The 22,929-nt window shown below is 68.3% G+C and carries 24 protein-coding genes and 1 other RNA gene; 8 read left to right on the forward strand and 17 right to left on the reverse strand.

The genetic code is table 11. The annotated features are described in order from the left end of the window. Positions 1-14: 14 nt before the first annotated feature. From ACK8OR_RS04285 to ACK8OR_RS04350, 14 genes are all read right to left on the reverse strand, one after another. Positions 15-734, reverse strand: coding sequence for an alanyl-tRNA editing protein (locus tag ACK8OR_RS04285; protein WP_410188207.1), 720 nt, complete (start codon positions 732-734; stop codon positions 15-17). Next, positions 731-3,037, reverse strand: coding sequence for a DUF3772 domain-containing protein (locus ACK8OR_RS04290; protein ID WP_410188208.1), 2,307 nt, complete (start codon positions 3,035-3,037; stop codon positions 731-733). The genes ACK8OR_RS04285 and ACK8OR_RS04290 overlap by 4 nt, the downstream gene beginning before the upstream one ends. Beyond that, complete coding sequence (locus ACK8OR_RS04295) at positions 3,034-4,062, reverse strand: cysteine synthase A (RefSeq protein WP_410188209.1); 1,029 nt, start codon at positions 4,060-4,062, stop codon at positions 3,034-3,036. The genes ACK8OR_RS04290 and ACK8OR_RS04295 overlap by 4 nt, the downstream gene beginning before the upstream one ends. 52 nt (positions 4,063-4,114) lie before the next feature. After that, entirely contained in the window at positions 4,115-5,221 is a 1,107-nt protein-coding gene (locus ACK8OR_RS04300) for an NUDIX domain-containing protein (protein ID WP_410188210.1), read from the reverse strand. Further along, a complete protein-coding gene (locus tag ACK8OR_RS04305) occupies positions 5,218-5,679 on the reverse strand; it encodes a TrgA family protein (protein ID WP_410188211.1) in 462 nt (153 codons plus the stop codon). Before ACK8OR_RS04305 ends, ACK8OR_RS04300 begins: the two co-directional genes overlap by 4 nt. After that, complete coding sequence (locus tag ACK8OR_RS04310; RefSeq protein WP_410188212.1) at positions 5,679-6,890, reverse strand: class I SAM-dependent methyltransferase; 1,212 nt, start codon at positions 6,888-6,890, stop codon at positions 5,679-5,681. Before ACK8OR_RS04310 ends, ACK8OR_RS04305 begins: the two co-directional genes overlap by 1 nt. Before the next feature lie 97 nt (positions 6,891-6,987). Then, entirely contained in the window at positions 6,988-8,388 is a 1,401-nt protein-coding gene (locus tag ACK8OR_RS04315; protein ID WP_410188213.1) for a cryptochrome/photolyase family protein, read from the reverse strand. An 83-nt stretch (positions 8,389-8,471) separates the two neighbouring features. Next, entirely contained in the window at positions 8,472-10,235 is a 1,764-nt protein-coding gene (locus tag ACK8OR_RS04320) for a BCCT family transporter (protein WP_410188214.1), read from the reverse strand. A gap of 126 nt (positions 10,236-10,361) precedes the next feature. Further along, positions 10,362-10,781: a universal stress protein gene (locus tag ACK8OR_RS04325; protein ID WP_410188215.1), complete on the reverse strand. Its 420-nt coding sequence runs from the start codon at positions 10,779-10,781 to the stop codon at positions 10,362-10,364. Between the two features lie 111 nt (positions 10,782-10,892). After that, positions 10,893-11,879 (reverse strand): acryloyl-CoA reductase, encoded by a 987-nt coding sequence (acuI, locus tag ACK8OR_RS04330; RefSeq protein ID WP_410188216.1) that lies wholly within the window; start codon positions 11,877-11,879, stop codon positions 10,893-10,895. Positions 11,880-11,903: 24 nt separating this feature from the next. After that, the gene (locus tag ACK8OR_RS04335) at positions 11,904-12,983 is read right to left on the reverse strand and encodes a dimethylsulfoniopropionate demethylase (protein ID WP_410188217.1); all 1,080 of its coding nucleotides are present in this window, start codon (positions 12,981-12,983) and stop codon (positions 11,904-11,906) included. Next, positions 12,980-13,480 carry a DinB family protein gene (locus ACK8OR_RS04340; protein ID WP_410188218.1) on the reverse strand — a complete coding sequence of 167 codons (501 nt, stop codon included), beginning with the start codon at positions 13,478-13,480 and terminating at the stop codon, positions 12,980-12,982. The genes ACK8OR_RS04335 and ACK8OR_RS04340 overlap by 4 nt, the downstream gene beginning before the upstream one ends. A 10-nt stretch (positions 13,481-13,490) precedes the next feature. Beyond that, complete coding sequence (locus tag ACK8OR_RS04345; protein ID WP_410189863.1) at positions 13,491-14,135, reverse strand: DUF1326 domain-containing protein; 645 nt, start codon at positions 14,133-14,135, stop codon at positions 13,491-13,493. A gap of 48 nt (positions 14,136-14,183) precedes the next feature. Continuing rightward, on the reverse strand, positions 14,184-14,870 hold the full coding sequence (locus ACK8OR_RS04350; protein ID WP_410188219.1) for a DUF2182 domain-containing protein: 687 nt from the start codon (positions 14,868-14,870) through the stop codon (positions 14,184-14,186). Between the two features lie 102 nt (positions 14,871-14,972). Here ACK8OR_RS04350 and ACK8OR_RS04355 point away from each other — a divergent pair, with 102 nt between their 5' ends. After that, positions 14,973-15,689 (forward strand): FadR/GntR family transcriptional regulator, encoded by a 717-nt coding sequence (locus ACK8OR_RS04355; protein ID WP_410188220.1) that lies wholly within the window; start codon positions 14,973-14,975, stop codon positions 15,687-15,689. A gap of 75 nt (positions 15,690-15,764) precedes the next feature. Continuing rightward, positions 15,765-16,796 (forward strand): ABC transporter substrate-binding protein, encoded by a 1,032-nt coding sequence (locus ACK8OR_RS04360; protein WP_410188221.1) that lies wholly within the window; start codon positions 15,765-15,767, stop codon positions 16,794-16,796. A gap of 76 nt (positions 16,797-16,872) precedes the next feature. Here the strand turns inward: ACK8OR_RS04360 and ACK8OR_RS04365 are convergent, their stop codons facing one another. Further along, on the reverse strand, positions 16,873-18,285 hold the full coding sequence (locus ACK8OR_RS04365) for a pilus assembly protein TadG-related protein (RefSeq protein WP_410188222.1): 1,413 nt from the start codon (positions 18,283-18,285) through the stop codon (positions 16,873-16,875). Between the two features lie 3 nt (positions 18,286-18,288). Further along, the gene (locus ACK8OR_RS04370) at positions 18,289-18,624 is read right to left on the reverse strand and encodes a TadE/TadG family type IV pilus assembly protein (protein ID WP_410188223.1); all 336 of its coding nucleotides are present in this window, start codon (positions 18,622-18,624) and stop codon (positions 18,289-18,291) included. Positions 18,625-18,805: 181 nt separating this feature from the next. On the opposite strand from ACK8OR_RS04370, the gene ACK8OR_RS04375 reads away from it, so the two are divergent. From ACK8OR_RS04375 to ACK8OR_RS04385, 3 genes are all read left to right on the forward strand, one after another. Continuing rightward, a complete protein-coding gene (locus ACK8OR_RS04375; protein ID WP_298432949.1) occupies positions 18,806-19,159 on the forward strand; it encodes a DUF4345 family protein in 354 nt (117 codons plus the stop codon). Positions 19,160-19,163: 4 nt separating this feature from the next. Beyond that, positions 19,164-19,517, forward strand: a transfer-messenger RNA (tmRNA) gene (gene ssrA / locus ACK8OR_RS04380). Between the two features lie 162 nt (positions 19,518-19,679). After that, positions 19,680-20,174 (forward strand): SspB family protein, encoded by a 495-nt coding sequence (locus ACK8OR_RS04385; RefSeq protein WP_410188224.1) that lies wholly within the window; start codon positions 19,680-19,682, stop codon positions 20,172-20,174. Here the strand turns inward: ACK8OR_RS04385 and ACK8OR_RS04390 are convergent. Next, positions 20,164-20,745, reverse strand: a complete 582-nt coding sequence (locus ACK8OR_RS04390) for a VPLPA-CTERM sorting domain-containing protein (protein WP_410188225.1) — start codon at positions 20,743-20,745, stop codon at positions 20,164-20,166. The genes ACK8OR_RS04385 and ACK8OR_RS04390 overlap by 11 nt on opposite strands. A gap of 161 nt (positions 20,746-20,906) precedes the next feature. On the opposite strand from ACK8OR_RS04390, the gene fumC reads away from it, so the two are divergent. The 3 genes from fumC to ACK8OR_RS04405 are packed head-to-tail and all read left to right on the forward strand — an operon-like array spanning position 20,907 to position 22,698. Then, positions 20,907-22,298 carry a class II fumarate hydratase gene (fumC, locus tag ACK8OR_RS04395; protein ID WP_410188226.1) on the forward strand — a complete coding sequence of 464 codons (1,392 nt, stop codon included), beginning with the start codon at positions 20,907-20,909 and terminating at the stop codon, positions 22,296-22,298. After that, positions 22,298-22,471: a DUF4169 family protein gene (locus ACK8OR_RS04400; RefSeq protein WP_410188227.1), complete on the forward strand. Its 174-nt coding sequence runs from the start codon at positions 22,298-22,300 to the stop codon at positions 22,469-22,471. The genes fumC and ACK8OR_RS04400 overlap by 1 nt, the downstream gene beginning before the upstream one ends. Next, the gene (locus ACK8OR_RS04405; protein ID WP_410188228.1) at positions 22,468-22,698 is read left to right on the forward strand and encodes a ribbon-helix-helix domain-containing protein; all 231 of its coding nucleotides are present in this window, start codon (positions 22,468-22,470) and stop codon (positions 22,696-22,698) included. The genes ACK8OR_RS04400 and ACK8OR_RS04405 overlap by 4 nt, the downstream gene beginning before the upstream one ends. The last annotated feature ends 231 nt before the right edge of the window (positions 22,699-22,929 follow it).

Below are 22,929 nucleotides of genomic sequence, written 5' to 3' on the forward strand. Positions count from 1 at the left end.
GCCGGTCTTTGGGCTCAGGCCTCCAAGGTGATCGAGATGCGCCGGTTCGACTTTCCCTTGTTCTCGATCTTGCCGACATGCACGGACCGGATCTCGCCGGTGCTGCGGACATGGGTGCCGCCGCAGGGCTGCAGGTCGACGGGGTCGGCGCCTGAGCCGATGCGGACCAGGCGAATGTGGCCCGCCCCGCGCGGTGGCTTGACGGTAAGCGTCTTGACCAGCGCCGGGTTGGCGTCGAGCTCGGCCTCGGTGATCCATTCATCGGTGACAGGGCTGTCGGCTGAAACGAGTTGCCCGAGACGGGCCTGGATGAACTCGCGGTCGTGGATCACCTCGGGCATGTCGAAGTCGAGGCGCGACTTCTCGGCCCCGATCTGACCGCCGGTTACCGGCAGAGGCACGACGACGGACAGAAGATGCAACGCCGTGTGCATCCGCATGAACCGGTAGCGGCGGTCCCAGTCGATCCGGGTCTCGACCGTGGCGCCGACGGGCGGCAGCGGGGCTTCTTCGGCGGGGACGAGGACGAGCGTGCCGTCGGGCGCCTTGACCGCGCCCGCGATCTCGGTCCGGCCGCCCGACCAGCGCAGCGCGCCGCTGTCGCCCGGCTGCCCGCCGCCCTTGGGGTAGAAGATAGACCGGTCGAGCACGATGCCGCCTTCGGGCGTGACGCCCGTGACCACGGCCTCGACGGTCTTGAGATAGGGATCGGTGCGAAAGAGCGGCTCGGTCATGGGGTCTCCGGTCGGGGGGCTCGCAGGGCCTCGGGGTTGCGCAGCCAGACATCGCGCTGCGCGAAGGGGATCTCGATGCCTTCGGCGGCGAAGCGCTCGGCGATCTGGTGGTTCAACTCGGTGCGCGTGACGACGATCCAGAGGATGTCGCGCAGCACGACCCGCATCTGGAAATCGAGGCTGTCGGCGCCGAACCCCTCGAACGAGATCAGCGGCGGGGGATTCAGGACGACCATCGGATGCGCTTCGGCGATCTCGCGCAGGATGGCTTCGATCTTCCGCGTGTCGGTGCCATAGGCCACGCCGACCGGGACGATGAGGCGGCCCGAGGAGTTACCGAGCGTGTAGTTGGTCACCACGCCCGAGATGAGGTCCGCGTTGGGAATGATGACGTCCTGGCGGTCGAAGGTCTCGATCCGGGTCGAGCGGACGGAGATCTGGCGCACGAAGCCGTGGGTCCCGTTGACGTCGATCCAGTCGCCTAGCTTGATGGGGCGCTCGATCAGCAGGATGATGCCGGAGACGAAGTTCTGCACGATCGTCTGGAGGCCGAAGCCCACCCCGACCGAGAGCGCGCCCGCGACGATCGCGAGACCGCCGAGGTTGATCCCGGCCGCCGTGATCGCGAGCAGCGCGGCAAGCGTGATCCCGACATAACCGGTGCCCGACAGGATCGCGTTGGTGCCGCCGGTGTCGAGCCGCGTCTTCGGCAGAACCGAGCGTCCGAGCACGGCCTTGACCGCCCGCGTCACGAGATAGCCGATGGTGAAGACGAGGGCGAAGGTCAGGAAGTTCGCGGGCGAGATCTGGGTATCGCCCAGCGAGAAGCCCCGCAGGAAGGTCTGCCACCATTCGGTCAGAGTCGAGAAGCGCACGCCCCAGATCAGCGCGAGGATCGGCAGCGCGGCCACGGCGAGGGCGAAACCCACGAGCGTCGGCAACAGCGCCTCCTCGCCCGCGTCGGGGCGGCGGCGGATCGCGGCGTAGATGTCGAAGATCGCGCGCTGCGCCGTCCCGAGCACGGTCAGGAGGGCCAGCGACAGAACCGTCGACCAGAGGAGCGCGATGCCCAGTTCCACGAAGCCGAGCCCCGCGGCGATGGGCGCGACGATGGCGACGACCAGAAGGCCCCGCGCGAGAATGCTGAGGGGCCGCGCCCAGAAGCCCTCCTCGCTCTCGGTGTCGCTGCGCAGGACGCGCAGCTCCGACAGGAGGAGTTGGCCTAGCCGCAAGAGCGTGAGGCCCGCGACGACCAGAAGGGCGAAATGCAGCACGCCCAGATGGTCGGTGAGCGACAGCGACGACTCGACCGAGACCGACAGCGCGAAGAGGATGCCGAGGACGAGGACATGGAGCCGACCTTCGCGGCGGCGCGCCACCGGGATCGGCAGGAGCGTGGGGCTCGTCTCGCGCGGGGGGAATGCCTGAAGACCCAGCCAGTGCGAGCCGAAGATCACGAGCCCGACGACCGGCAGAAGGAACGAGAAGGTCGCCGCACCCGGCCCCGCGACGCCCAGCAGCACCAGGATGCGCGTGACGACGACGAGGCCGATCACCGGCAGCACGGTGCGCGCCAGCGAGATGGCGATGAGGCCGAGGCGGGCGCCGGGGCTCGTGGCCTCGTGGCGAGCGATGCGGTCGCGCAAGCGGCCCAGCCAGACCCGCGAGCGCCAGAGGAGCATCACCGCGATGAAGACCAGGATCCCGAGCTGAACCCCGCGCCCCATCCAGACGGCGCGCTCGGTCGGGGTGACGAAGGGCGCGGCGAGTTCGTCGCCGACGCTGCGGATCGCGGCCCCGAGTGCCGCGATGGCGGGCGGCCAGCGCGCCGGATTGATGGGCGGCGAGACCTGCGCCAACAGCTCCTCGGTGCGGCCCGCGTCGATCAGCGTATCGGTTTCTCGCACCAGCCCGTCGGCGCGCGAGAACGCGGCCTGCGCCTCGCGGACGGGGGCCAGAAGCGTGTCGAGCCGACCTTCGAGGTCGGCGCGCTGATCGGCGATCTCGGGCGCCTCGGTTTCGCCCTCGGCCGGCGGTTCGCCCAGCGCGGCGATCTGGGCGCGCAGCGTTTCGATGCGGGTGGCGTTCGCGCCGGTGGCCGCGTCGAAGCGGCCGCGCCAGTCGACCAGCTCCGAGCGAAGGACGGCCAAAGCCTCGGGCGCCGCGCGGCCCGCCTCGAGGACGGTCTCGGCCCGCTCGGCCAGTTCGATCCACTCGGGATCGAGCGCAATCGGGGTCTCTTGTGCCGCTGCCGCCGTCCAGACGAGGACGGCCAGCACGAGCCCGGCGAGCGCGCGGATCATTCGAAGACCGTCGGCACCTCGCGCGACGGGCCGTCCAGCCAGTCGGGCACCGGAAGATCCTTGGACCGCAGGAATTCGGGGTTCCAGAGCTTCGACTGGTAGCGCGTGCCGTAGTCGCAGAGGATCGTCACGATCCTGTGCCCCGGCCCCATCTCCCGCGCCATCTTGACCGCGCCGCCGATATTCACCCCGGTCGAGCCGCCCATGCAGAGGCCCTCGTCGCGCAGCAGGTCGAACACGATGGGCAGCGCCTCCTCATCGGTGACCTGGCAGACGAAATCGGGCGTGAAGCCCTCCAGGTTGGCCGTGATGCGCCCCTGCCCGATCCCTTCCGAGATCGACCCGCCCTCAGATTTCATCTCGCCATGTTCGTAGAAATTGTAGAGCGCGGCACCCATCGGATCGGCGAGGCCCACCTTCACGCCCTTGGGTTGCAGGACCTCGGCCACGCCCGCGACGGTCCCGCCCGATCCGGCGGCGCAGATGAACCCGTCGATCTTTCCGCCCGTCTGGTCCCAGATTTCCGGCGCGGTCGTCTCGACATGGGCCTGCCGATTGGCGGTGTTGTCGAACTGGTTGGCCCAGATCGCGCCATTGGGCTCGGACCGGGCCAGCGCCTCGGCCAGGCGACCGGAATAGCGGACATAGTTGTTCGGGTCGCGGTAGGGCTTGGCGGGCACCTCGACCAGCGTCGCGCCCGCGAGGCGCAGCATGTCCTTCTTTTCCTGGCTCTGGGTCTCGGGGATGACGATGACCGTCTTGAAGCCCATCGACGCGCCCACGAGGCTGAGGCCGATCCCGGTATTGCCCGCGGTCCCTTCGACGATCGTGCCGCCGGGCTTCAGGTCACCCCGCGCGATGGCGTCGCGGATGATGAAGAGCGCCGCGCGATCCTTGACCGACTGGCCGGGATTCATGAACTCCGCCTTGCCCAGGATCTCGCAGCCCGTCGCCTCGGAGACGGCGTTCAGGCGGATGAGCGGCGTGTTCCCGATCGCGTCGGCAAGGTTCTTGTGGATGGTCACGGGCGCGCCCCCTCTGGTTCTCCCAACGGTCTAGACCCGCCCCCCGCCGCCTTCAATGCGCATGCGCCCGCGCGTGGGCGCGCCGGAGTGCGATCCACTGCGCCGAGATGACCAGCGGCGCGTTCGCCGCCTCGCCCGACGCCACCATCTCGATCAGGTCGTCGACAGGGACGATATGGGTGCGGATATCCTCCTGCTCGGCCTCGAGCCCGTGCAGTCCCGCCGCATCCTCCGGCAAATCGCATCGCGCGACGTAGCTGTAGAGGATCTGCGCGAGGCCGCCGGGGCTGGGGTAGTAGCGCGACACGAGGTGCAGGTCCTCGGGCCGCGCGACCAGCCCCGCCTCCTCGGTCAGCTCGCGCAGGGCCGAGGCCTCGGGCGTCTCGCCCGCATCGACCAGCCCCGCGACCGGCTCAAGCAACCAGGGATACGGGTCGCCCTTGGCCAGCGCGCCCATGCGGATCTGCTCGACCACGAGGACGCAATCGCGCACCGAGTCCCATGGCAGGACGGTCGCGGCATCGGTGACGTTCGAGACGACGCGCCCGATCGGGCCGGAGCGTCCGCCGTCGAAGCGGGGATGGTCGATGGACCACTCCTCGACCCGGTGGAAGCCCTCGTAGACGTAATCGGTCGCCAGAATGCGCAGGTCGCTGGCCCGCCCTTCCTGCCCGACGGTGCGCGTACGGCGGTCGCGGGCGGCGAGGTCCATTGCATGGGCGCGGGCCTGGATGACGCCGCGCATGGCGGCGACCTCGGCCGGTGTCAGGCGGTCCATGGCGCGCATCACCTCGGCGGCGGCACGGCGGGTGCGCCCTCCATGCGCCGCACGCCAGCCCTCGAGATCCCATGCGATCCCGGATCCGGCATCGTCGGTGCGGTAGACCCGGGCGTCGGTGCCGTCGATCTCGATCGTCTCGGGGCGGCAATCGAAGGCGGTCTCGTACCAGTCGAGCCGGGCCACGGTCGCGCGGTCGAGCGGTTCGGTCAGAAGGGCGTCGGTGCCAGCGCCTGGCACGAGGACGGGCCAGTCCCCGGCAGCCGCCCGCTCGACCGCGAACCCGGGCAGCGTGACGGGCGTGCAGGCGACAGTGCGGCCCGCGACGACTTCCAGAAGGGATATCCAGCGCAACGTGCCGAACAGCACGTAGCGCGTCATCGTGCGATGCGGCCCACGAGACCTGCGATCAGGCCGATCGCGGCCGATCCCGCGAAGGCCACGACGAGGAGCAGCGGGTTCGCCGCGAGCTTGGCGTCGGCGACCGCGTATTCCATCCACGCCTCAGCGGCGAGCCCGACCTCGGTGTATTTCGAGGACAGGCTTTCCTCGAGCGTGGCATAGGCCGAATGCAGCGCGAAGGTCAGAAGGAACATGATGACCGCGCCGCCGATCCCGGCCGTGATGCAGTAGGCGAGCCGGTTGCCGCGCCCCATCGGCCCGGTCGCGGTGCGGCCAATATACTTCCACCCGACCACGAGGCCGCCCGCCGCGAGGATCTCGCGGAACCAGCCGATCCGCGCCCCCTCGGGCATCGACTCGGTCCACAGCAGATGCCCGCAATACCAGCAGAGACCGGCAAAGAGCAGAGCGGCGACCAGCTTGGCGGGGGTGGGCATCAGGCGGGCTTTCGGACGGTCATCTGGATCACGTCGCACATTCCGTATTCGAACGCGCCCGCGCAACCCGTCAGATAGAGGTTCCACATCCGGCGGAAGCGCTCGTCGAAACCCAGGGGCGCGACCTCGTCCCAGCGGGCGTTAAAGCGGTCGAACCAGCGGCGGAGCGTGATCGAGTAGTCCTTGGCCAGCGTGATCGAGCTGCCCTCCTCGAGCCCGGCGCGTGCCACTTCCTGCGTGAGGCCCGCAGGCGACGGCAGCATGCCGCCGGGGAAGATGTACTTCTGGATGAAGTCGACCTGCTTGGAATAGATCGGCCAACGGCGGTCCGGCACGGTAATGATCTGTAGCGATGCCTGACGCCCGGGGTTCAGCCGCTCGCGCAGGGTGTCGAAATAGACCGGCCAGTATTTCTGGCCCACCGCCTCGAACATCTCGATCGAGGCGATGCCGTCGAAGGTACCAGTCTCGTCGCGGTAGTCCTGAAGCTTCAGCTCGACCTTGTCGGACAGGCCCGCCCGCGCCATCCGATCGTTGGCATAAGCCAGCTGTTCCTTCGACAGCGTCAGCCCCGTGACCCGCAGCCCCCGCTCGCGCGCGGCGTATTCGGCGAAGCCGCCCCAGCCGCAGCCGATCTCGAGGACATGGTCGCCCGGCGAGACGTCCATCCGGTCCACGATAGACGCGTATTTCGCGATCTGCGCGGCCTCCAGATCCTCCTGCCCCGTGGCGAAGATGCCCGAGGAATAGGTCATCGTCTCGTCCAGCCAGAGCCCGTAGAAGTCGTTACCCAGATCGTAATGCGCCGCGATGTTGCGCTTGGCCTGGACCTTGGTGTTGCGTCGCAGGAAGGCGCGCAACTTCTCGAACGCCTGCACGAGGGCGAGACCCGGAAACTGCTGGATCAGCGCGTCGCCTTCCTTGTTGATGTAGTCGAACACGGCCTGCAGGTCGGGCGTGATCCACTGCCCGTCCATGAAGCTCTCCATGAAGCCGATATCGCCATCACGCACGAGACGGCCGAACACCTCCGGGTCGCGCACCTCGATCTCGGCGACGGGACCGGGGGCGGCCCCCTGGTGGCGGAAGCGGCGACCGTCGGGCAGTGTGACGTCGATGCGACCGGACCGGGCCCCCTTGGCCATCTCGAAGACGCGGCGGAAGTAGCGCGGCAGATCGGCCTGCCCCTCGGTCGAATTCAATGCGTCCATACGTCCCCCGGAACCTTGGCCCGATTGAAACCATCCCCGCCCCCCCGTTTACAAGGGAAAAGCCGCCCCCCGGCCGCCCCGGCCGCATGACGCAGGGTCAGGCGGCGGTGTTGCGCATCTTGTAGGCGTCGAGCGCGCGCTGCCGTCCCTCGCCCAGATCGACGATCGGCACGCCGCGCCCATCCGACCCCGGCGCGAGGTCCCAGGCCCGCGGCACGGCGTCGAACCAGCCCGCGGCCCCCTCGCCCGACAGCCAGCGCGCGCGGTAGGCGCCCTTGGGGTCGAACCTCTCGGCCTGCGTGTCTGGATTGAAGATCCGGAAGAAGGGCGACGCGTCTGGGCCCGACCCGGCCACCCATTGCCATCCCATCGCGTTGGACGCCGGGTCCCAGTCCACGAGGCAGTCGGCGAACCATTCGCAGCCGACCCGCCAATGTGTCATCAGGTGCTTGGTCAGCAGCGACGCGGTGAGCATCCGGGCACGGTTGTGCATGGTGCCGGTGACGTAGAGTTCGCGCATGGCGGCGTCGACGATGTCGATACCCGTCGCCGCGCGCCGCCAGGCCTGCGCGTCCGCGTTGTCGTCCCGCCACGGAAAGGCGTCCCAGTCGGGCTTCCAGTTCTCGGTCGTCAGGCGGGGCGTGTGATAGGCGAGGTGATGGGCGAAGTCGCGCCAGACGACCTCCTTCAGGAACACCTCCGCGTCGCCCACCCCGTCCTGCAAGGCGCGCCAGCCCGCGAACCAGCACTCCCGCGCGCTGATCTCGCCGTAGGTGAGGTTCTCCGACAGGCCGGAGGTGCCGGCTTCGGCCAGCATGTCGCGGGCGCGGGCGTAGCCTTCGAGCCGTGTCTCGATGAAGTCGACGAGGCGGTCGCGCGCGGCCAGCTCGCCCACATGCAGGTGCGGGCGCACGACATCGGCGCCACGCCGCATCGCGCGCGCCATGTCCCACCCGGCGAGGTCCTCGCCCGCAGGCCACGTCTTCGGGGCCGTCAGCGCCTCGACCGGGGCCAGCGGCGGGTCGAGATCGCGGTCTCGGACGTTCTTCCAGAAGGGCGTGTAGACGCGGTAATAGCCGCCCGTCCCCGTCTCGACCGTCCAGGGCTCGAAGAGGACATGGCCGCGGAACGACCGGGCCTCCAGCCCGTCGCCGCGCAGCGCTTCCTTGACCCCGGTGTCCCGCGCCCGCTCGTCAGCGACATAGAGCCGGTTCCAGATCACGGTGTCGGCGCCCGTCTCGGCCACGAGCGCGCGCAGCACGTCCAACGCGGGGCCACGGCGGAAAACGAGGCGCGACCCGATCCCTTCCAGCCGCTCCGCGAAACTCTCCAGTCCCAGACCGAGACGCCAGCGCGGCGCGGCCCCCCAGGTCTCGACCACCTCGTCATGGATGAAGACCGGGATCACCGGGCGGCCCTGCTCGGCGGCCCAGGCCATCGCGGGGTTGTCGGTCAGGCGAAGGTCGCGGCGGTGCCACAGGAGGATCGGTTTCGTCATGCCGGTCGATCTGGATCACGGGGATGCCGCGTCAAACGAAAACGGGGGCCCGAAGGCCCCCGCATCGATGGATCGTCGCGACCCTATTCGGCGGCGACGGCTTCCTTTTTCTTGACCATCTGGCGCTCCGAGCGGAGCCCCATGAAGATCGAGACGCACATCACGACCAATACGGCGCAGAACAGAAGGCCGGTCGAGATGACCATGGCCTGCAGGCTCTGCAATCCGGCCGTGCCCGCCGCACCCAGCAGAAGGACGGCCGCGACCGCGCCTTCGAAGATGCACCAGAACACGCGCTGGATGACGGGCGCGTCGACCTTGCCGCCTGCCGTGATCGTGTCGATCACGAGCGAGCCCGAGTCCGACGAGGTGACGAAGAACACGATCACGAGGATGACCGCGAGGGTCGAGGTGATCGCCGCCAGCGGCAGCTCGCCCAGCATCGCATAGAGCGCGATCTCGGGCTTGTAGGACGCGATGACGTTCTGGAACACGCCGCTCTCGGAGGCGCCGGTGACGACCTGGCTGATCGCCGTGCCGCCGAAGGTCGCCATCCAGAGGACGCAGACCAGCGACGGGATCAGCAGCACGCAGACGATGAACTCGCGCACCGTCCGGCCCCGCGAAACGCGGGCGATGAACATGCCGACGAAGGGGGACCAACTGATCCACCAGGCCCAGTAGAAGGTCGTCCAGCCATGCAGGAAGCCCGTGTCGTCGCGCCCGATCGGGTTCGACAGCGGCACGATATTCGCCGCGTAGGCCGCCAGCCCGCCGAAGAAATCGGCCAGGATGTCGCCGGTCGGGCCGACGAAGAACACGAAGAACAGCAGGAGGCCCGCGAGAACCATGTTGATCTCGGAGAGGACCTTCACGCCGCCATCGAGGCCGCGCACGACCGAGATGAGAGCGAGGACCGTGATGCCCGCGATGATCAGCGCGAGGAGCACCGAGCTGTCGTTGGCCGTCTCGACGTTGCCCCAGAGGAAGCCCGCGAAGTTGCGCGTGCCGTCCTCGGGGATGCCGGAGCCGAATACCTCGGTCAGGCCGGATGCGACCTGCGTGGCGCCGATCCCCAGCGATGTGGCGAGGCCGAACAGCGTCGCGAAAGCCGCGATGGTGTCGATGGCGTTGCCCCAGAAGCCCCAGATCCGCTCACCCAGGAGCGGGTAGAACGCCGAGCGCAGCGTCAGCGGCAGGCCCTTGTTGTAGGCAAAAAGCGCCAGAGCCAGCGCGACCACCGCATAGATTGCCCAGGGGTGAAGGCCCCAGTGGAAGATCGTCGCGGCCATCGCGAGAGAGCGGGCCGCCTCGACCGTGGCCGCATCGCCGACCACGCCCTCGGTGATCCCGATCTGGCCGTTCAGCGGCGAGTCGCCCCAGGGTGTGCCGAAGTAATAGACCGGCTCGAGCACGCCGAAGAACATCAGGCCGATGCCCATGCCGGCCGCGAAGAGCATCGCGAACCATGCCGGGTAGGTGTAGTCCGGCGTCGCGTCCGTGCCGCCCAGCCGGACGGAGCCCCAGGGCGTCACGATCAGCAGGAGCGCGAAGATCACGAAGAGGTTCGCCGCCGACAGGAAGAACCAGTCGAAGGTGGATTTCACGTAGTTCCGGATCGCGGTGAAGGTCTCGGCGGACCACTCGGGGGCAATCAGCGCCAGAAGCACGAAGCCGACCACCATGACGCCCGAGATCAGGAAGACGGGGTTGTGGATGTCGAGCGCGAAAGGCCCGATCTTCGTCTCGATATTGTCCTGACCGATCTCGTAATCGGTGTCGATCGGCGCCGCGTGGCCTTCAGGATCCGGTATGCCCGGATCGTCAACCGTGTCGGTCGTCGTCATGTCTGTGTCTCCCTCTGGCCGTTTGGCGGGCCGCCCGAGGGTGGCCCGACTCCACCGTGGGGCCACTCTAGGCGAGCGGGGGGCGAATTGCGACGATTCCGTGACGGGGCGCGGCGTCCGGGTGGATTATTCGCCCCGCACCAGCAGGACGGACCGATCCGAATGCGATGCGAGCCGTCCGCCGTGGGAGGGCCAGACATACTCGGCGATCCCCGGTGCGTGAGTGGCCATCACCACGAGGTCTGCGTCCAGATCGGTGGCCGCGCGCGCCAGCAGGTCGTCGATCTCGGCGCGGGGGTCGTGGCTGGTGATGGGATGCGCGCCCGTCGCCATCCCGTGCGCCCTGGCCTGCCGGTCCGCAAAGTCCCGCAGCACCTCGGCGAAGGCTTCGGGATTGGCGGCCACGTCCGACGGCTGCGGCGCGGTCACCGAGACGAAGGTAACGGTCGCACCGTCCGCCTTGGCCATCGTCGCGGCGGCCGAGACCGCCTTCTCCATCGCCGCCGCGTGATGCAGGTCGACGGGCACCATGATACGTTCGAACATCCTCGGGCCTCCTCTCCGGGGGTGGCCCCGCCCGAAGGGGTCGGGCGGGCGCCACGGGGAAAAGCTAGACCACCGGGTGCGCGGCGGCCTTGACCGAGGACAAACCGGCGATCAGGCGTTCACGTCCACCACGACGCGCCCGCGGACCTGCCCCTCGAGGATGTCGGCCCCGAGCTTCGGCAAATCCTCCAGCGTGGCCTCGACGACCATAGCGTCGAGCTTCTCCATCGGCAGAAGCTCGGCCAGCCGGGTCCAGGCACGGACGCGGTTCTCGTAGGGCTGCATGACGCTGTCGATGCCCAGGAGGTTCACGCCGCGCAGAAGGAACGGGATCACGGTCGCGGGCAGGTTCGCACCGCCGGCGAGGCCCACGGCGGCCACGCTGGCCCCGTATTCCATCTGACCCAGCAGGCGCCCCAGCATGGCCCCGCCCACCGCGTCGACGCAGCCGCCCCAGCGCTCGCCCTCGAGCGGGCGCTTGACGGTTTCGGCCAGCTCCTCGCGGGCGATGATCTCGGTGGCACCGAGGCCCTTGAGGTAGTCGGCCTGCTCGGGGCGCCCGGTAACGGCCGCGACCTGACGACCCATCGCCGCCAGGAGCGCCACCGCGACCGAGCCCACGCCGCCCGCGGCCCCCGTCACTAGCACGGGGCCGGCCTTCAGCCCCTGATCTTCCAGCGCCTGTACCGCGAGCATCGAGGTGAAGCCCGCCGTGCCGACCGCCATCGCCTGCCGCGTCGTCAGCCCGTCGGGCAGCGGCACCAGCCAGTCGGCCCGCACGCGCGCCTTCTGGGAATAGCCGCCCCAATGCGCCTCGCCCACGCGCCAGCCGGTCAGCACGACCTTGTCGCCCGCCTTGTAGCGGTTGTCCGATGAACTCTCGACCGTGCCCGCGAAGTCGATGCCCGGCACGTGCGGGTAGTTGCGGACCAGCCCGCCCCCCGGCCCGATGCAAAGCCCGTCCTTGTAGTTGACCGTGGAGTACTCGACCGCGACCGTCACCTCGGTCTCGGGCAGGAGATCGAGGCCGATCTCCTGCACCGCGGCGGACGTCTTTCCGTCCTCGTCCTTCTCGACCACGAGTGCCTTGAACGTCATCTCACATCCTCCCGTTGGGGCGCGTCACGCCCAGAATTTCTCGCGCAGCCGCGCGTCGCGCGGGCCGTCCTGCGTTTCGACCGTCACCTCCGCACCCGCGCCCCAGCGCCGGTCGACCATCCCGATCGCCACGCCGCAGTCGAAGTCGTGCGACCACGCCGCCGAGGTCACGACCCCGATGCGCCGACCGTCCAGCATGATCGGCCAGCGCCGGTCGCATGTCGGCACGGGGGACGAGATCTCGACCGCCATCAGGCGGCGGTCGGAGACGTAGGATTTCAGCGCCGGGCCGCCGATGCAGTCGTAGACCTGCACGTATTTGTCGAGGCCCACGTCGAAGGGCGTATCGAGATCGGTGATGTCGTTGCCGTAGCTGAGCATCCCGCCCTCGATCCGCTCGACGAGGTTGGGACAACCCGCCCGCACGTCGAGGTCGTCCCCCGCCGCGAAAAGCGCATCCCAGAGCGGCATCGCGTCCTCTTCGCGCTCGACATAGATCTCGAAGCCGCCCTGCTTGGAGTAGCCGGTGCGGCTGACGATCATCTCGGTCCCGTTGAAGGGGAACCGGCCGTGGCGGAAGAACTTCAGGTCGCGCACCGCAGGACCAAAGACCCGTCCCGCCAGTTCGTTGGCCAGCGGGCCCTGCACGGCCAACGGCTGGACATCCGCCTCGAAGGCCCGGACGCCGTAGCCCCCCGCCTCGGCCATGCCCTCGATCCAGAGGCGAAGCTCGCCATCGGCCAGGCTGACCCACCAGGTATCGGGCCGGGGCTTGAGCGCGACCGGGTCGTTCAACATGCCGCCGTCATGGTTGCAGATCGGGACGTATGCGCATTGGTTCGGCTGAAGCTGCGACAGGTCGCGGGGCGTCAGGCGCTGCATCAGGGTGTCGGCGTCGGGACCGGTGATCTCGACCTGCCGCTCGACCGCGACATCCCAGACCTGCACCGCGCGCTTGAGATGGGCCGCGTCGATATCGACCCCGTCGAAACAGGCCGGCAGCATCATGCGATTATACACCGTATAGGCCGTGCACCCGGCGGCATCGACGGCATCGGTCCACCACGTCCGGCGAACGCGGTTCGAGCGCGCGAGCGTCGTCATGTGGCGTCCGGCATGAAGCCGAGATCCGTCGTTCCGGTCTCGCCCCCCGCTGCGGTCAGCATCGCGTGGATCTGGCCCCGATGGTGGGTCTGGTGGTTGAAGAAATGGCTGAAGATCAGGGTCTTCGGGCGCGAGACCTCGGCGTTGAGCACGGCCGAGTACCAGGTCACCTCGCCTTCGAGGTCGGAGAGGTCTTTCGCCCAGTCGATGATGGCCGCGTCGATGACGGGACGGCGCGCGGCCCAGTCGGAGACGTCCGCAGCCCAGTCGAGCGAGTCCGGGATCGTTCCGCCGTCGCGCGGCGCGCCGGTAAACCGCGAGAGCCAGATTTCGTCGCCCCAGAGGAGGTGCGACGCCGTCTTGCGGATCGACCCGAAGAAGGCCCCGCGGTCGGCTTCGACCTCGGCCTCGGGCAGCGATGTGACGGCGGGCACCAGCCATTCGTTCTGCCACGCGTTGTAGCGGGCCATCATGCGGACCCAGTCGGGGGTGATCATGGCAGCCTCCTCACCGCGGCACCTCGGGGCCGGACCAGTCGATCTGGCAGATCTCGGCCGAGCGGCCGTCGAAATCCCAGACCCGGCCGAAGGCGCGGACGCGACCCTTGGTGGCGGTGGCGACGGTGATGTCAGGTCCCATCCAGTACTCGGTGTTGGTGGCGACGATATCCTCGTCCTCGCGCTTGCCCTTCACCGGGATCACTTCGCCCTGGATCTTCTTCCCGACCATCAGGCGGCGCGTCTTGCCCTCGGTCTCGTAGCTGATGGTCGCGCGCTCGGCCCCAAGGAACTCCGACACGAGAAGCTTGAAGAGGCCCGTGGTCCCCCGCGCCCGGCCCGAGAAGATCTCGATCAGGCCGAGATAAGCGGCTTGGTCGGCGCGGTCGTCGATGAACGCCGCCGCCTTCCAGTTGCCCCGCGCCATGAGGCCGGGGATTTCCAGCAGGAGACCCACGTTCAGGCCCGACAGGTCGCTGTCGCCGTAATGCCCCTCGTCGATGCGGATGCCCGACCACGCCTGGCAGTAGCCTTCGGTCGGCGCATGCTTGCCCAGCGAGACGACGCAGGGGCAGAAGACCGTGCAATTGCAGTTCAGGATCAGCTCGCCCTTGATGGCCCAAGGGGTCTGCGCGCCGCCGGTCTTGGGCGACATGCGGCTGGAGACGACGGGGGCCGCGATGCGGTCGGGTGCGTTCATGGATCAGGCTCCGATCAGGAAGCCTGCCCCGGCGAGGCAGGCGATTGCGATGGCGACCGGGATCGCGGGACCCCGGCCGAGTTTTTCGAGCGTCATCAGCACCGTCGCCAGCGCCATGAAGGCGAGCGACATCGCGCCCCCGATCAGGCCCAGCGCCATCAGCGCCCAGCAGCAGCCGAGGCAGGTCGCGCCGAGGCGCACGCCCATGCGGAACGGTCCCTCGGCCCAGTGCTGCATGAAGAACACGAGCGGGCGGCGGCATTTCGACAGGCAGGCCGCCTTCATCGGCGAGACCTGGTAGGCGGCGGCTGAGATCAGAAGGGCCGCGGCGAAGGCCCCCGTGCGCGGAATGTCGGCCGTGGCGAGCGCCGTCTGCACGAGCGCCGCGGCCACCGCGAACCCCGCCCAGACGAGCGCGTATCCCGCGACGAGCGCCGCGCCCCCGCCCGTGCCCTGGGTGTCGGCGATATCGTCATGGGTGGCGAAGGCCGGGATCGCCGTCGGCAGCATCATCGCCGCCGACATCAGGAGCCACATGCCGGTCGTCGCCACGAGGCCCTGTGGCTCGGGCGTCGACAGGCAGAGATCGCGCAGGAGCGTGCCCCAGGAGGTCGGCGCCGACCACGCCCAGAGCGCAACCCACCCGCCGAGCAGGAGGCCATAGAGCGCCAGCCAGTGCGGTGCGGTCATGCGACCCAGATGCCTCAACGCGCCCTCCCCCGGCTTGCGGCGATGCGCCGTCGCCCGTAGTGCTGACACAGGATCAAATGTCCGACAATTGGAAAAGCGCCCATGACGTCCGCCCCCGCCCTGCCGACCCGCATCTCGGATCGGATCGCCGCCCGGATCGCGGCGGGCGACCTGATGGCGGGCGACCGCTTGCCCTCGGAAACCGAGCTTGCGGTGCAATTCGACTGCTCCCGCGCAACCGTGCGCGAGGCGCTCAAGCGGCTGGCCGCGCGCAACCTGATCCGCACGCGGCGCGGCGCAACCGGCGGCGCGTTCGTGGCGGACCTGACCTATGACGCGGCCGTCGCCCAGCATGTCGCGACCTCGACCCTGCTGCTGTCGATGAACGCCGTGGATTTCGAGACGGCCGCCCGCGCCCGGTTCGCGCTGGAGCGCGCCTGCGCCGATCTCGTGGCCGAGGCGCGGGCGGCCCCCGACCTCACCGCGATGGAGGATGCGGTCACGCGCCTTGCCGCGCCCTGCTCGGACGAGGATTTCTGCGCCGCCGACACCGCGTTCCACCGCGCCTATGTCGACGCCGCGCACAATCCCGTCCTGTCCTATCAACTGGCCGGCGCGGTCGAGGCGATGCTGCCCCTGATGAACATGGTCACCTATGCCGACCGCGACCGCGCCGCGATCCTCGATCTCTATGCGCGTCTGTCAGGCGCGGTGCGCGACCGGGACGCCGAGCGCATCCGCGATACGCTCTCCGCCCTCGAATCGACCATGCTGGATCTCTTCGCGCGCCGCGACGCGCGAACCCGCGCCGCCCGCTAGACGTCGCCCCGCCCCCGTCCTACCTTTCCGTCCGACGTCGAAAACGACGCGCACGCGATCCAACGGGAGTGATCCATGACACGATATGCCGCCCTTCTGACCGGCGCCGCCATCCTCGCGGCCCCGGCCGCCCAGGCCCAGATGACCGTCTTCGACTATGCGGGCTTTGAGGACCCGGCCTTCCACTCGGCCTATGTCGAGGCCCATGGCGCCTCGCCGGACTTCGCCTTCTTCGGCGACGAGGAGGAGGCGTTCCAGAAGCTCTCCTCCGGGTTCAAATCGGATGTCACCCATATCTGCGCGGGTTCGGTGCCCAAGTTCGTCGAATCCGGCCTCGTGGAGCCATGGGACCTGTCGCGCATCCCGGAATGGGAGAATCTCGACCGTGACCTGACCGGTCAGGACATCGCGGGCGACGGCGACGTCTATTTCCTGCCGATCGACTACGGCTCGACCGCGATCGCCTACAATGCCGACGAGGTCCCGGCCGAGGACGTGGCCTCGCTCGACGTGTTCCTGAACCCCAAGTACCAAGGCCGCATGGCGATCCCGGACAATGTGGATGACGCCTATGCGCTGGCCTATCTCGCGACCGGCGTGACCGACTGGGCCAATGCCACCGACGCGCAGTTCGAGGCGGCGTCCGACTGGCTGCGCCAGGCGCATGCGAACCTGCGCACCTACTGGGTCGATCCGGGCGAGCTGTCGCAGCTCCTCGCCTCGGGCGAGGTGCTGGTGAGCTGGGCGTGGAACGAGACGCTGCCGACGATGGTCGAGGAAGGCTTCCCCATCGGCTTCCAGCGCGAGGCGGCGGAAGGCTCGTCGCTCTGGCTCTGCGGTTACGTCAACATGGCCGAGGCCGACGGGTCCGAGGACCTGGCCTACGACTACGTCAACGCCATGCTCGACGCCTCCTCGACGCAGGCCTTGCTCGATTCCGGCTACGGGCAGTCGAACGCGGTCGCGATGGCCGGCCAGGGCGAGGAGGCGCTGGTCGCCTCGGGCCTCGGCCAGATCGACGCGCCGGTGCTGGCCCAGCTTCCGATGGCGGGCGAGCTTCGCCAGAAGCAGGCCGAGGCCTTCGAGCGGATCAAGGCGGGCTTCTGAGCCCCCGCACGGATGAGGAAGGCCCCGCCGGAGCTATCCGGCGGGGCCCTTTTTTGTTTGCGATCGGGATCGCGGCTCAACGCACGAGGCGCGCCTTGGTCGTCCCGGACGTGCCCGCGGTTTCGGTCTCGTCCTCGGTGACGGGCACGGGCTGGGCCATCGGGAAGTCCGAATCGAGCGGCGTCGCACAGGCGGTCATCGAATTGGCGCCACGGATCTTCACGTCGTTGCTCGCCTCGAAATAGAGGCCGCCCGTGACCGTCAGCGACCCGGTCGTGTCCATGACGGGGGCCGCCGTCACGAGGCCGTTCACCGTCGTGCCGCCACGATATTTCACCGAGGTGGGCGAGAACAGATAGCTGTCGAACTGCCCCGTCGAACAGAAGGTGTCGGCCCCGATCGTGCTGTTGCCGCGAACGTCGATGGCGTCCTGTGCGAAGAAGAAGTTCCGCTCGAGAATGGTCTTGTCGCCACCGAAGGCCGCTGTGCCGCGCACGATGAAGACCATGTCCCGGATGGTGGCTCCGTTCTGGATCTTCATGCCGTGGTTCACGAGGTAGATGCGGTCGGAAGCGGGCCGCTTGTTGGCCTTCTTCGAGATTTGCCACCAGCCCTTGTCGATCTTGACGATCTCGAGCGGGCCGTCGGTCAGCGTGCGCGGCACCAGCGGCCCCTGATACATGTGCCCGTCCGGCAGGGCCCAGAGCGTGTTCCAGGTGTCCACGAACTGGTCCGACAGCGTCGGCAGGATGACCGGGTCCATCACGACCTCGGCCTTGACGGCGTCGATGTCGTCGCTGCCGGACCGGAGCGCGGTGATCTGCACGTCGTCAAGTTCCTGCGAGGAGATCCGCGCGCCGTTGGTGACGAGATTGTTGTTGCCCGCCGATGCGCCGACCGCACCGTGGACGCAGACTCCGCCGTCCAGTTCGGCATTGCCCACGAGATCGGCACGCGCTTCGGTCAGGATGGTGATGTTGCCGCAGGGATGCGCCGTTCCGGTCACGGGCGGGGCCGCGACGACGATGGCCTCGGCGATGGTGAAGGTGTTCAGGTCGATGCTGTCCTGCGCAACGATCCCCAGGAGCGCCGTGCGGATCGGGTTGCCCCGCTCGAAGCTGCGCTGGCCGTCGACCTTCACGGCGGTCGGGTTATCCTCGTCGATGGTGAAGAACCCGGTGGTCGAATCGAAATGGCCGAAGGACACGTCCTCGATGCCAACGGGGGTGCCGTGCATCCGCGTCTCGAGGTTCATGGCCGCGATCTGGACCGCGGCGGCCCGCGCCGCGGCGGGGTTGTCGAGCCGTTGCGCGGCTGCGAGAGCGGCGGCGTCGGTCGCGTTGCGGACCTGCGCCTTGATACGCCACGAATTGGCGCCGTCGACCGCGACGGCGCCGATCGTCATCATCGCCAGCAACCAGTAAAGGCCGTGAATGGTGCCCGCGCCGTCTTCGTCGCGCAGGAATGTACGGAGGATGGATGCGGTCATGTCTCAGGCCTCCTTCGCCATGATGACGCGGCCTTCCAGCGTCCGCCCCGTCAGGAAGGCGTTGCCGAAGATCAGTACGTCCGCGAATTCGATGGTGACGGTCGCCGTCACGTAGGTGCCGTCATCGGCCACGTTGAGCGCGTAATCCGAGGGGCTGGAGAAGCGGGCCAGCAGCGCAGGCGTCTCGGCCGTCGTGAGCGAGCCCGTGGCCACCGCTCGCGCCGCGTCGCGCGACACGTCATAGAGCTGGGCGTGCTTGTAGAGCAGCATCGAGGTATCGGTCGACACCATCAGCATGATCGTCATCGCCACCATCCAGATGACGTATTCGACGGTCATGGCGCCGTCTTCGCGGCGAAAGAATCTGCTGATGTGGCGACGCATTCTGCACCTGTTCGAGATAAATCTGTCGCGTCTTGTCTGGACCGCGATTGCGACCGGCACCGGGACGACTTCTGGGCTTTGTCGTGACGCGGGCTAGCTCCGCGCGGACACGAACACCCAATGCCGGAGACCCCGAATGGACCTCGTCACGATCCTCAACGTGCTGATCGCACTTCTTTCCATCGGGTTCGGTGCCGCCGGTTGGCTTGCGCCGGGCTACACCATGAAAACGGTCGATCTGAAGGACGGCGGCTCGACCATGGGCACCTCCGAGGTGCGTGCGGCGTCCGGCGCGCTGTTTGTGGTGGCGGGAATCGGGGCCCTGCTCCTCTGGACCCCCGCCGCTTTCGCGATGCTGGGCTTCATCTGGCTGGGTGGCGGCGTCGGTCGTCTGACCTCGCTGGTCCTCGACGGGCGCACGTCGCTGAAGTGGAAATTCTTCGCCGCCGAACTTGTGATCGGCGTCCTCGGGATCTGGATCAACATCTGAGCTTTCGGTTGAAATCCGGGCGGGGCGCGCCTACATTTCACCCTGTTCGGACAACCGGACTATGGCGATAAACGCACCTGTAATAAGCGGCTCGGACCCGGGGGCGGTACCCGGCGACTCCACCATACACCCTTCGTTGGGGGATCATGGGGTCGAAATAGGATCGACGGACGTCTAAAGAGGCCAGCTTTCGCTCGGTGAGTTACCACCGTGATCGGTACGCTTTGTACAGTTGCCAACGACAACCGTGCTCCGGTCGCGCTGGCTGCGTAAGCAGTCCGCAAGATCGAAACTTAAGCCCTTGCGCCTAGCAGCGTAAGGCGGGGTTCGCAGGCACCTGGCAACAGAAGCCTGCACTTTCCCCTCCCCGACGATGCACCTTGCGCCCCGCCCGGATGATGGGCGGTCCGGGCGCGTCTTCGGCACGGCTGCGCCATCGCGCCGATTTTGGCATCGCACCCGGTTGTCCCGCGCCAAACCCTCTGGTCTATCATTGCTCAGACACGGGCGGGGCCAGGGCATGAGCGACGACACCGACGCGATCGACTACGGCGGGATGATGCACGACGCGATGCGCGGGTTGATCCGCCGCCTCCTGCAACGCGTCTCCGCGCAGGGCCTTCCGGGCGACCACCATTTCTTCATCTCGTTCGACACGACGCATCCCGGCGTGGCCATCGCCGACTGGCTGCGCGAACGCTATCCCGACGACATGACCATCGTGCTGCAGCATTGGTACGACGGGCTCGAGGTGCGCGACGACGGCTTCGCGGTGACGCTGAACTTCGGTGACCAGCCCGAGCCGCTGGATATCCCCTGGGCCGCGTTGCGGACTTTCGTCGACCCCTCGGTCGAGTTCGGATTGCGGTTCGAGACCCGCGACGAGGAGGATGACGGCGGCGGCGACGACGATCCCTCGGGCATCGAGGCACCCTTCGCCGAGCTCGACAGCGAGCCCGATCCGGCGCCGCGCCCGCCCGCCGAGGTCGTCAGCCTCGATCGGTTCAGGAAGTAGCCAGCGCCCCGCGACGGCGCCGCAGACGGCCGAGGCCGACGAGCGCGCCCAGACCCGTGAGCATCAGCCAGACGCCCGCCGGAAGCGGCACGGGGATCAGCGGGTTGCCCGGTCGCGTCACGAGACCGCCGATCGTGGCACGCTGTCCGTTCTGGTCGAAGACCAGAGCGCCCGTACCCTGCCACAGCACCCAGATCGCCGCGTTGAGGTTCCAGTTCCGGCGCGAGGTGCTGAACTCGACCGTGTAGGGCGTGAAGTCGGTGAATTCCGGGATCGCGTTGTTGGTCACGTCCGCGATGCCCGACCCGGCGTAGATCCCCAGGATCGTGCCGCTCGACGTGAAGCTCTGAAAGAGGTCGCTGTCGATCTGGTCGCCATCGTTGATCTGGCGCATGTCCACAAGCCCGAGGCGATTGCCGCCGATATCGTAGACCTGGTTGTCGCCCCGCTCCTTGGCATCGCGCAGCCGCCCATCATAGGGCTGCAACAGCGCAGCCTCCGCCAGCCCGGTCCAGAGCGTCAGGACGAGGGTCGCGAGAATCGTGGCGATGGGGCCGGTGCGGCCGGGCATGATATCGTCTCCTGCGGGGCCTTCCCGCGTTTCACGCGATGTTAACGTCAAAACATGGCCAAACTTCGACCGATGCCCCGGTCCGGCGGATGGACCCGCCGGGGGCCGCGCGCTAGACCCGGACCCGACCGCATCGCGACGAGCCCCGAGGGACCACGACCATGACCGAGACCCGCACCGAAACCGACAGCTTCGGCCCGCTTGAGGTGCCCACCGACAAGTACTGGGGGGCCCAGACCCAGCGCTCGATCATCAACTTTCCTATCGGGTGGGAGCGGCAACCGGTCGCCATCATCCGCGCGCTCGGCGTCATCAAGAAGGCGGCGGCGGCGGTGAATGCGGGCTTTGGCGACCTCGATGCCGACCGGGCCGCCGCCATCCAGCAGGCCGCGGGAGAGGTGATCGAGGGGAAGTTCGACGACAACTTCCCGCTCGTCGTCTGGCAGACCGGATCGGGCACGCAGTCGAACATGAACGCCAACGAAGTCATCGCGAACCGCGCGATCGAGATCATGGGCGGCACGATCGGGTCGAAGGATCCGGTCCACCCGAACGACCATTGCAACATGGGCCAGTCGTCCAACGACACCTTCCCGACGGCGATGCATGTCGCGACCGGCATGATGGCGCGCGATACGCTCCTGCCGGGCTTGCGCAAGTTGCACGCCGCGCTAGCGGCCAAGTCCGACGAGTTCGAAGACATCATAAAGATCGGCCGCACCCACACGCAGGACGCCACGCCCCTGACCCTGGGCCAGGAATTCGGCGGCTACGCCCACCAGGTCGCCAAGGGGATCGAGCGGGTCGAGGCCTGCCTGCCCGACATCTACGAACTGGCCCAGGGCGGCACGGCCGTGGGCACGGGGCTGAACACGCGCAAGGGGTTCGCCGAGAAGGTCGCCGCCGAGATCGCCGAGATCACCGACCTGCCCTTCGTCACCGCCCCCAACAAGTTCGAGGCGCTGGCCGCGCATGATGCGATGGTCATGTTCTCCGGTGCACTCAAGACCGTGGCCGCCAGCCTCTTCAAGATCGCCAACGACATGCGGCTGCTTGGGTCGGGGCCCCGCTCGGGTCTGGGCGAGCTGATCCTGCCCGAGAACGAGCCCGGATCCTCGATCATGCCCGGCAAGGTGAACCCCACCCAGGCCGAGGCGCTGACCATGGTTTGCGTGCACGTCATGGGCAACGACGCGGCCATCGGCATGGCGGGCAGCCAGGGGCATTTCGAGCTAAATGTCTACAACCCGATGATGTCCTACAACCTGCTCCAGTCGATGCAGCTCCTCGGCGACGCCGCATCGAGCTTCACGGACAACATGGTCGTGGGCACCCAGGCCAATGTCGACCGGATCGACAAGCTGATGAAGGAGAGCCTGATGCTGGTCACTGCGTTGGCGCCCACCATCGGCTATGACAACGCCACCAAGGTCGCAAAGACCGCGCATAAGAACGGCACGACGCTGCGCGAGGAGGCGATCGGGCTGGGCCTCGTGGATGCCGCGACCTTCGACCGGGTCGTGCGCCCCGAGGACATGATCGGCCCGAAGTGATGGCGAAGGTCGTCAACCTCAAGGCCGCCCGGAAGGCGCGCGACCGCGACGCGGCGCGCGCGGCGGGCGATGCGAACGCCGCGAGGCATGGCCGCACGAAGGCCGAGCGCGAGGCCGAGGCGGCGGCGAAGGCAAAGGCCGCGCGCGACCTCGACGGGCATCGCCGGGAATGAGTGACGCGCGGCCCCGTAAACGCTCGCTGACACTGCACGGCCACCGGACGAGCGTGTCGCTCGAGGACGCGTTCTGGGTCGCCTTCGTCGAGATGGCGCGGGCCGAAGGCGTGTCGGTCAACGCACTCGCGGCCCGGATCGACCGGGACCGCGGCGTCACCGCGGGGCTCGCCTCGGCGATCCGGGTCGCGGTGCTGAAATACGTCCGGGCCTCCACCGAAAATTAACCTGTCCGGGCGATCTTGGCGCCATGACACCCGTTCTCTCCGACCGCGCGGCCGCCTGGCTGCAATCCGTCTTCACCGCCAAGGCCGCACAACGGGGGGCATCGTCCGGCGCTCGGTCCGCGACGTCGAGGATCTGATCCATCGCGACGTCTTTCTCTCCGAAATCCGCGGCGCGGGTTCACCGCGGTCGAGAATGGCGGCCAGTTCGTCATCTTCTGCAACGCCGAACCG

The sequence above is a fragment of the Jannaschia halovivens genome (genome assembly GCF_046452375.1).
GTDB classification, from domain to species: Bacteria; Pseudomonadota; Alphaproteobacteria; order Rhodobacterales; family Rhodobacteraceae; genus Jannaschia; species Jannaschia halovivens.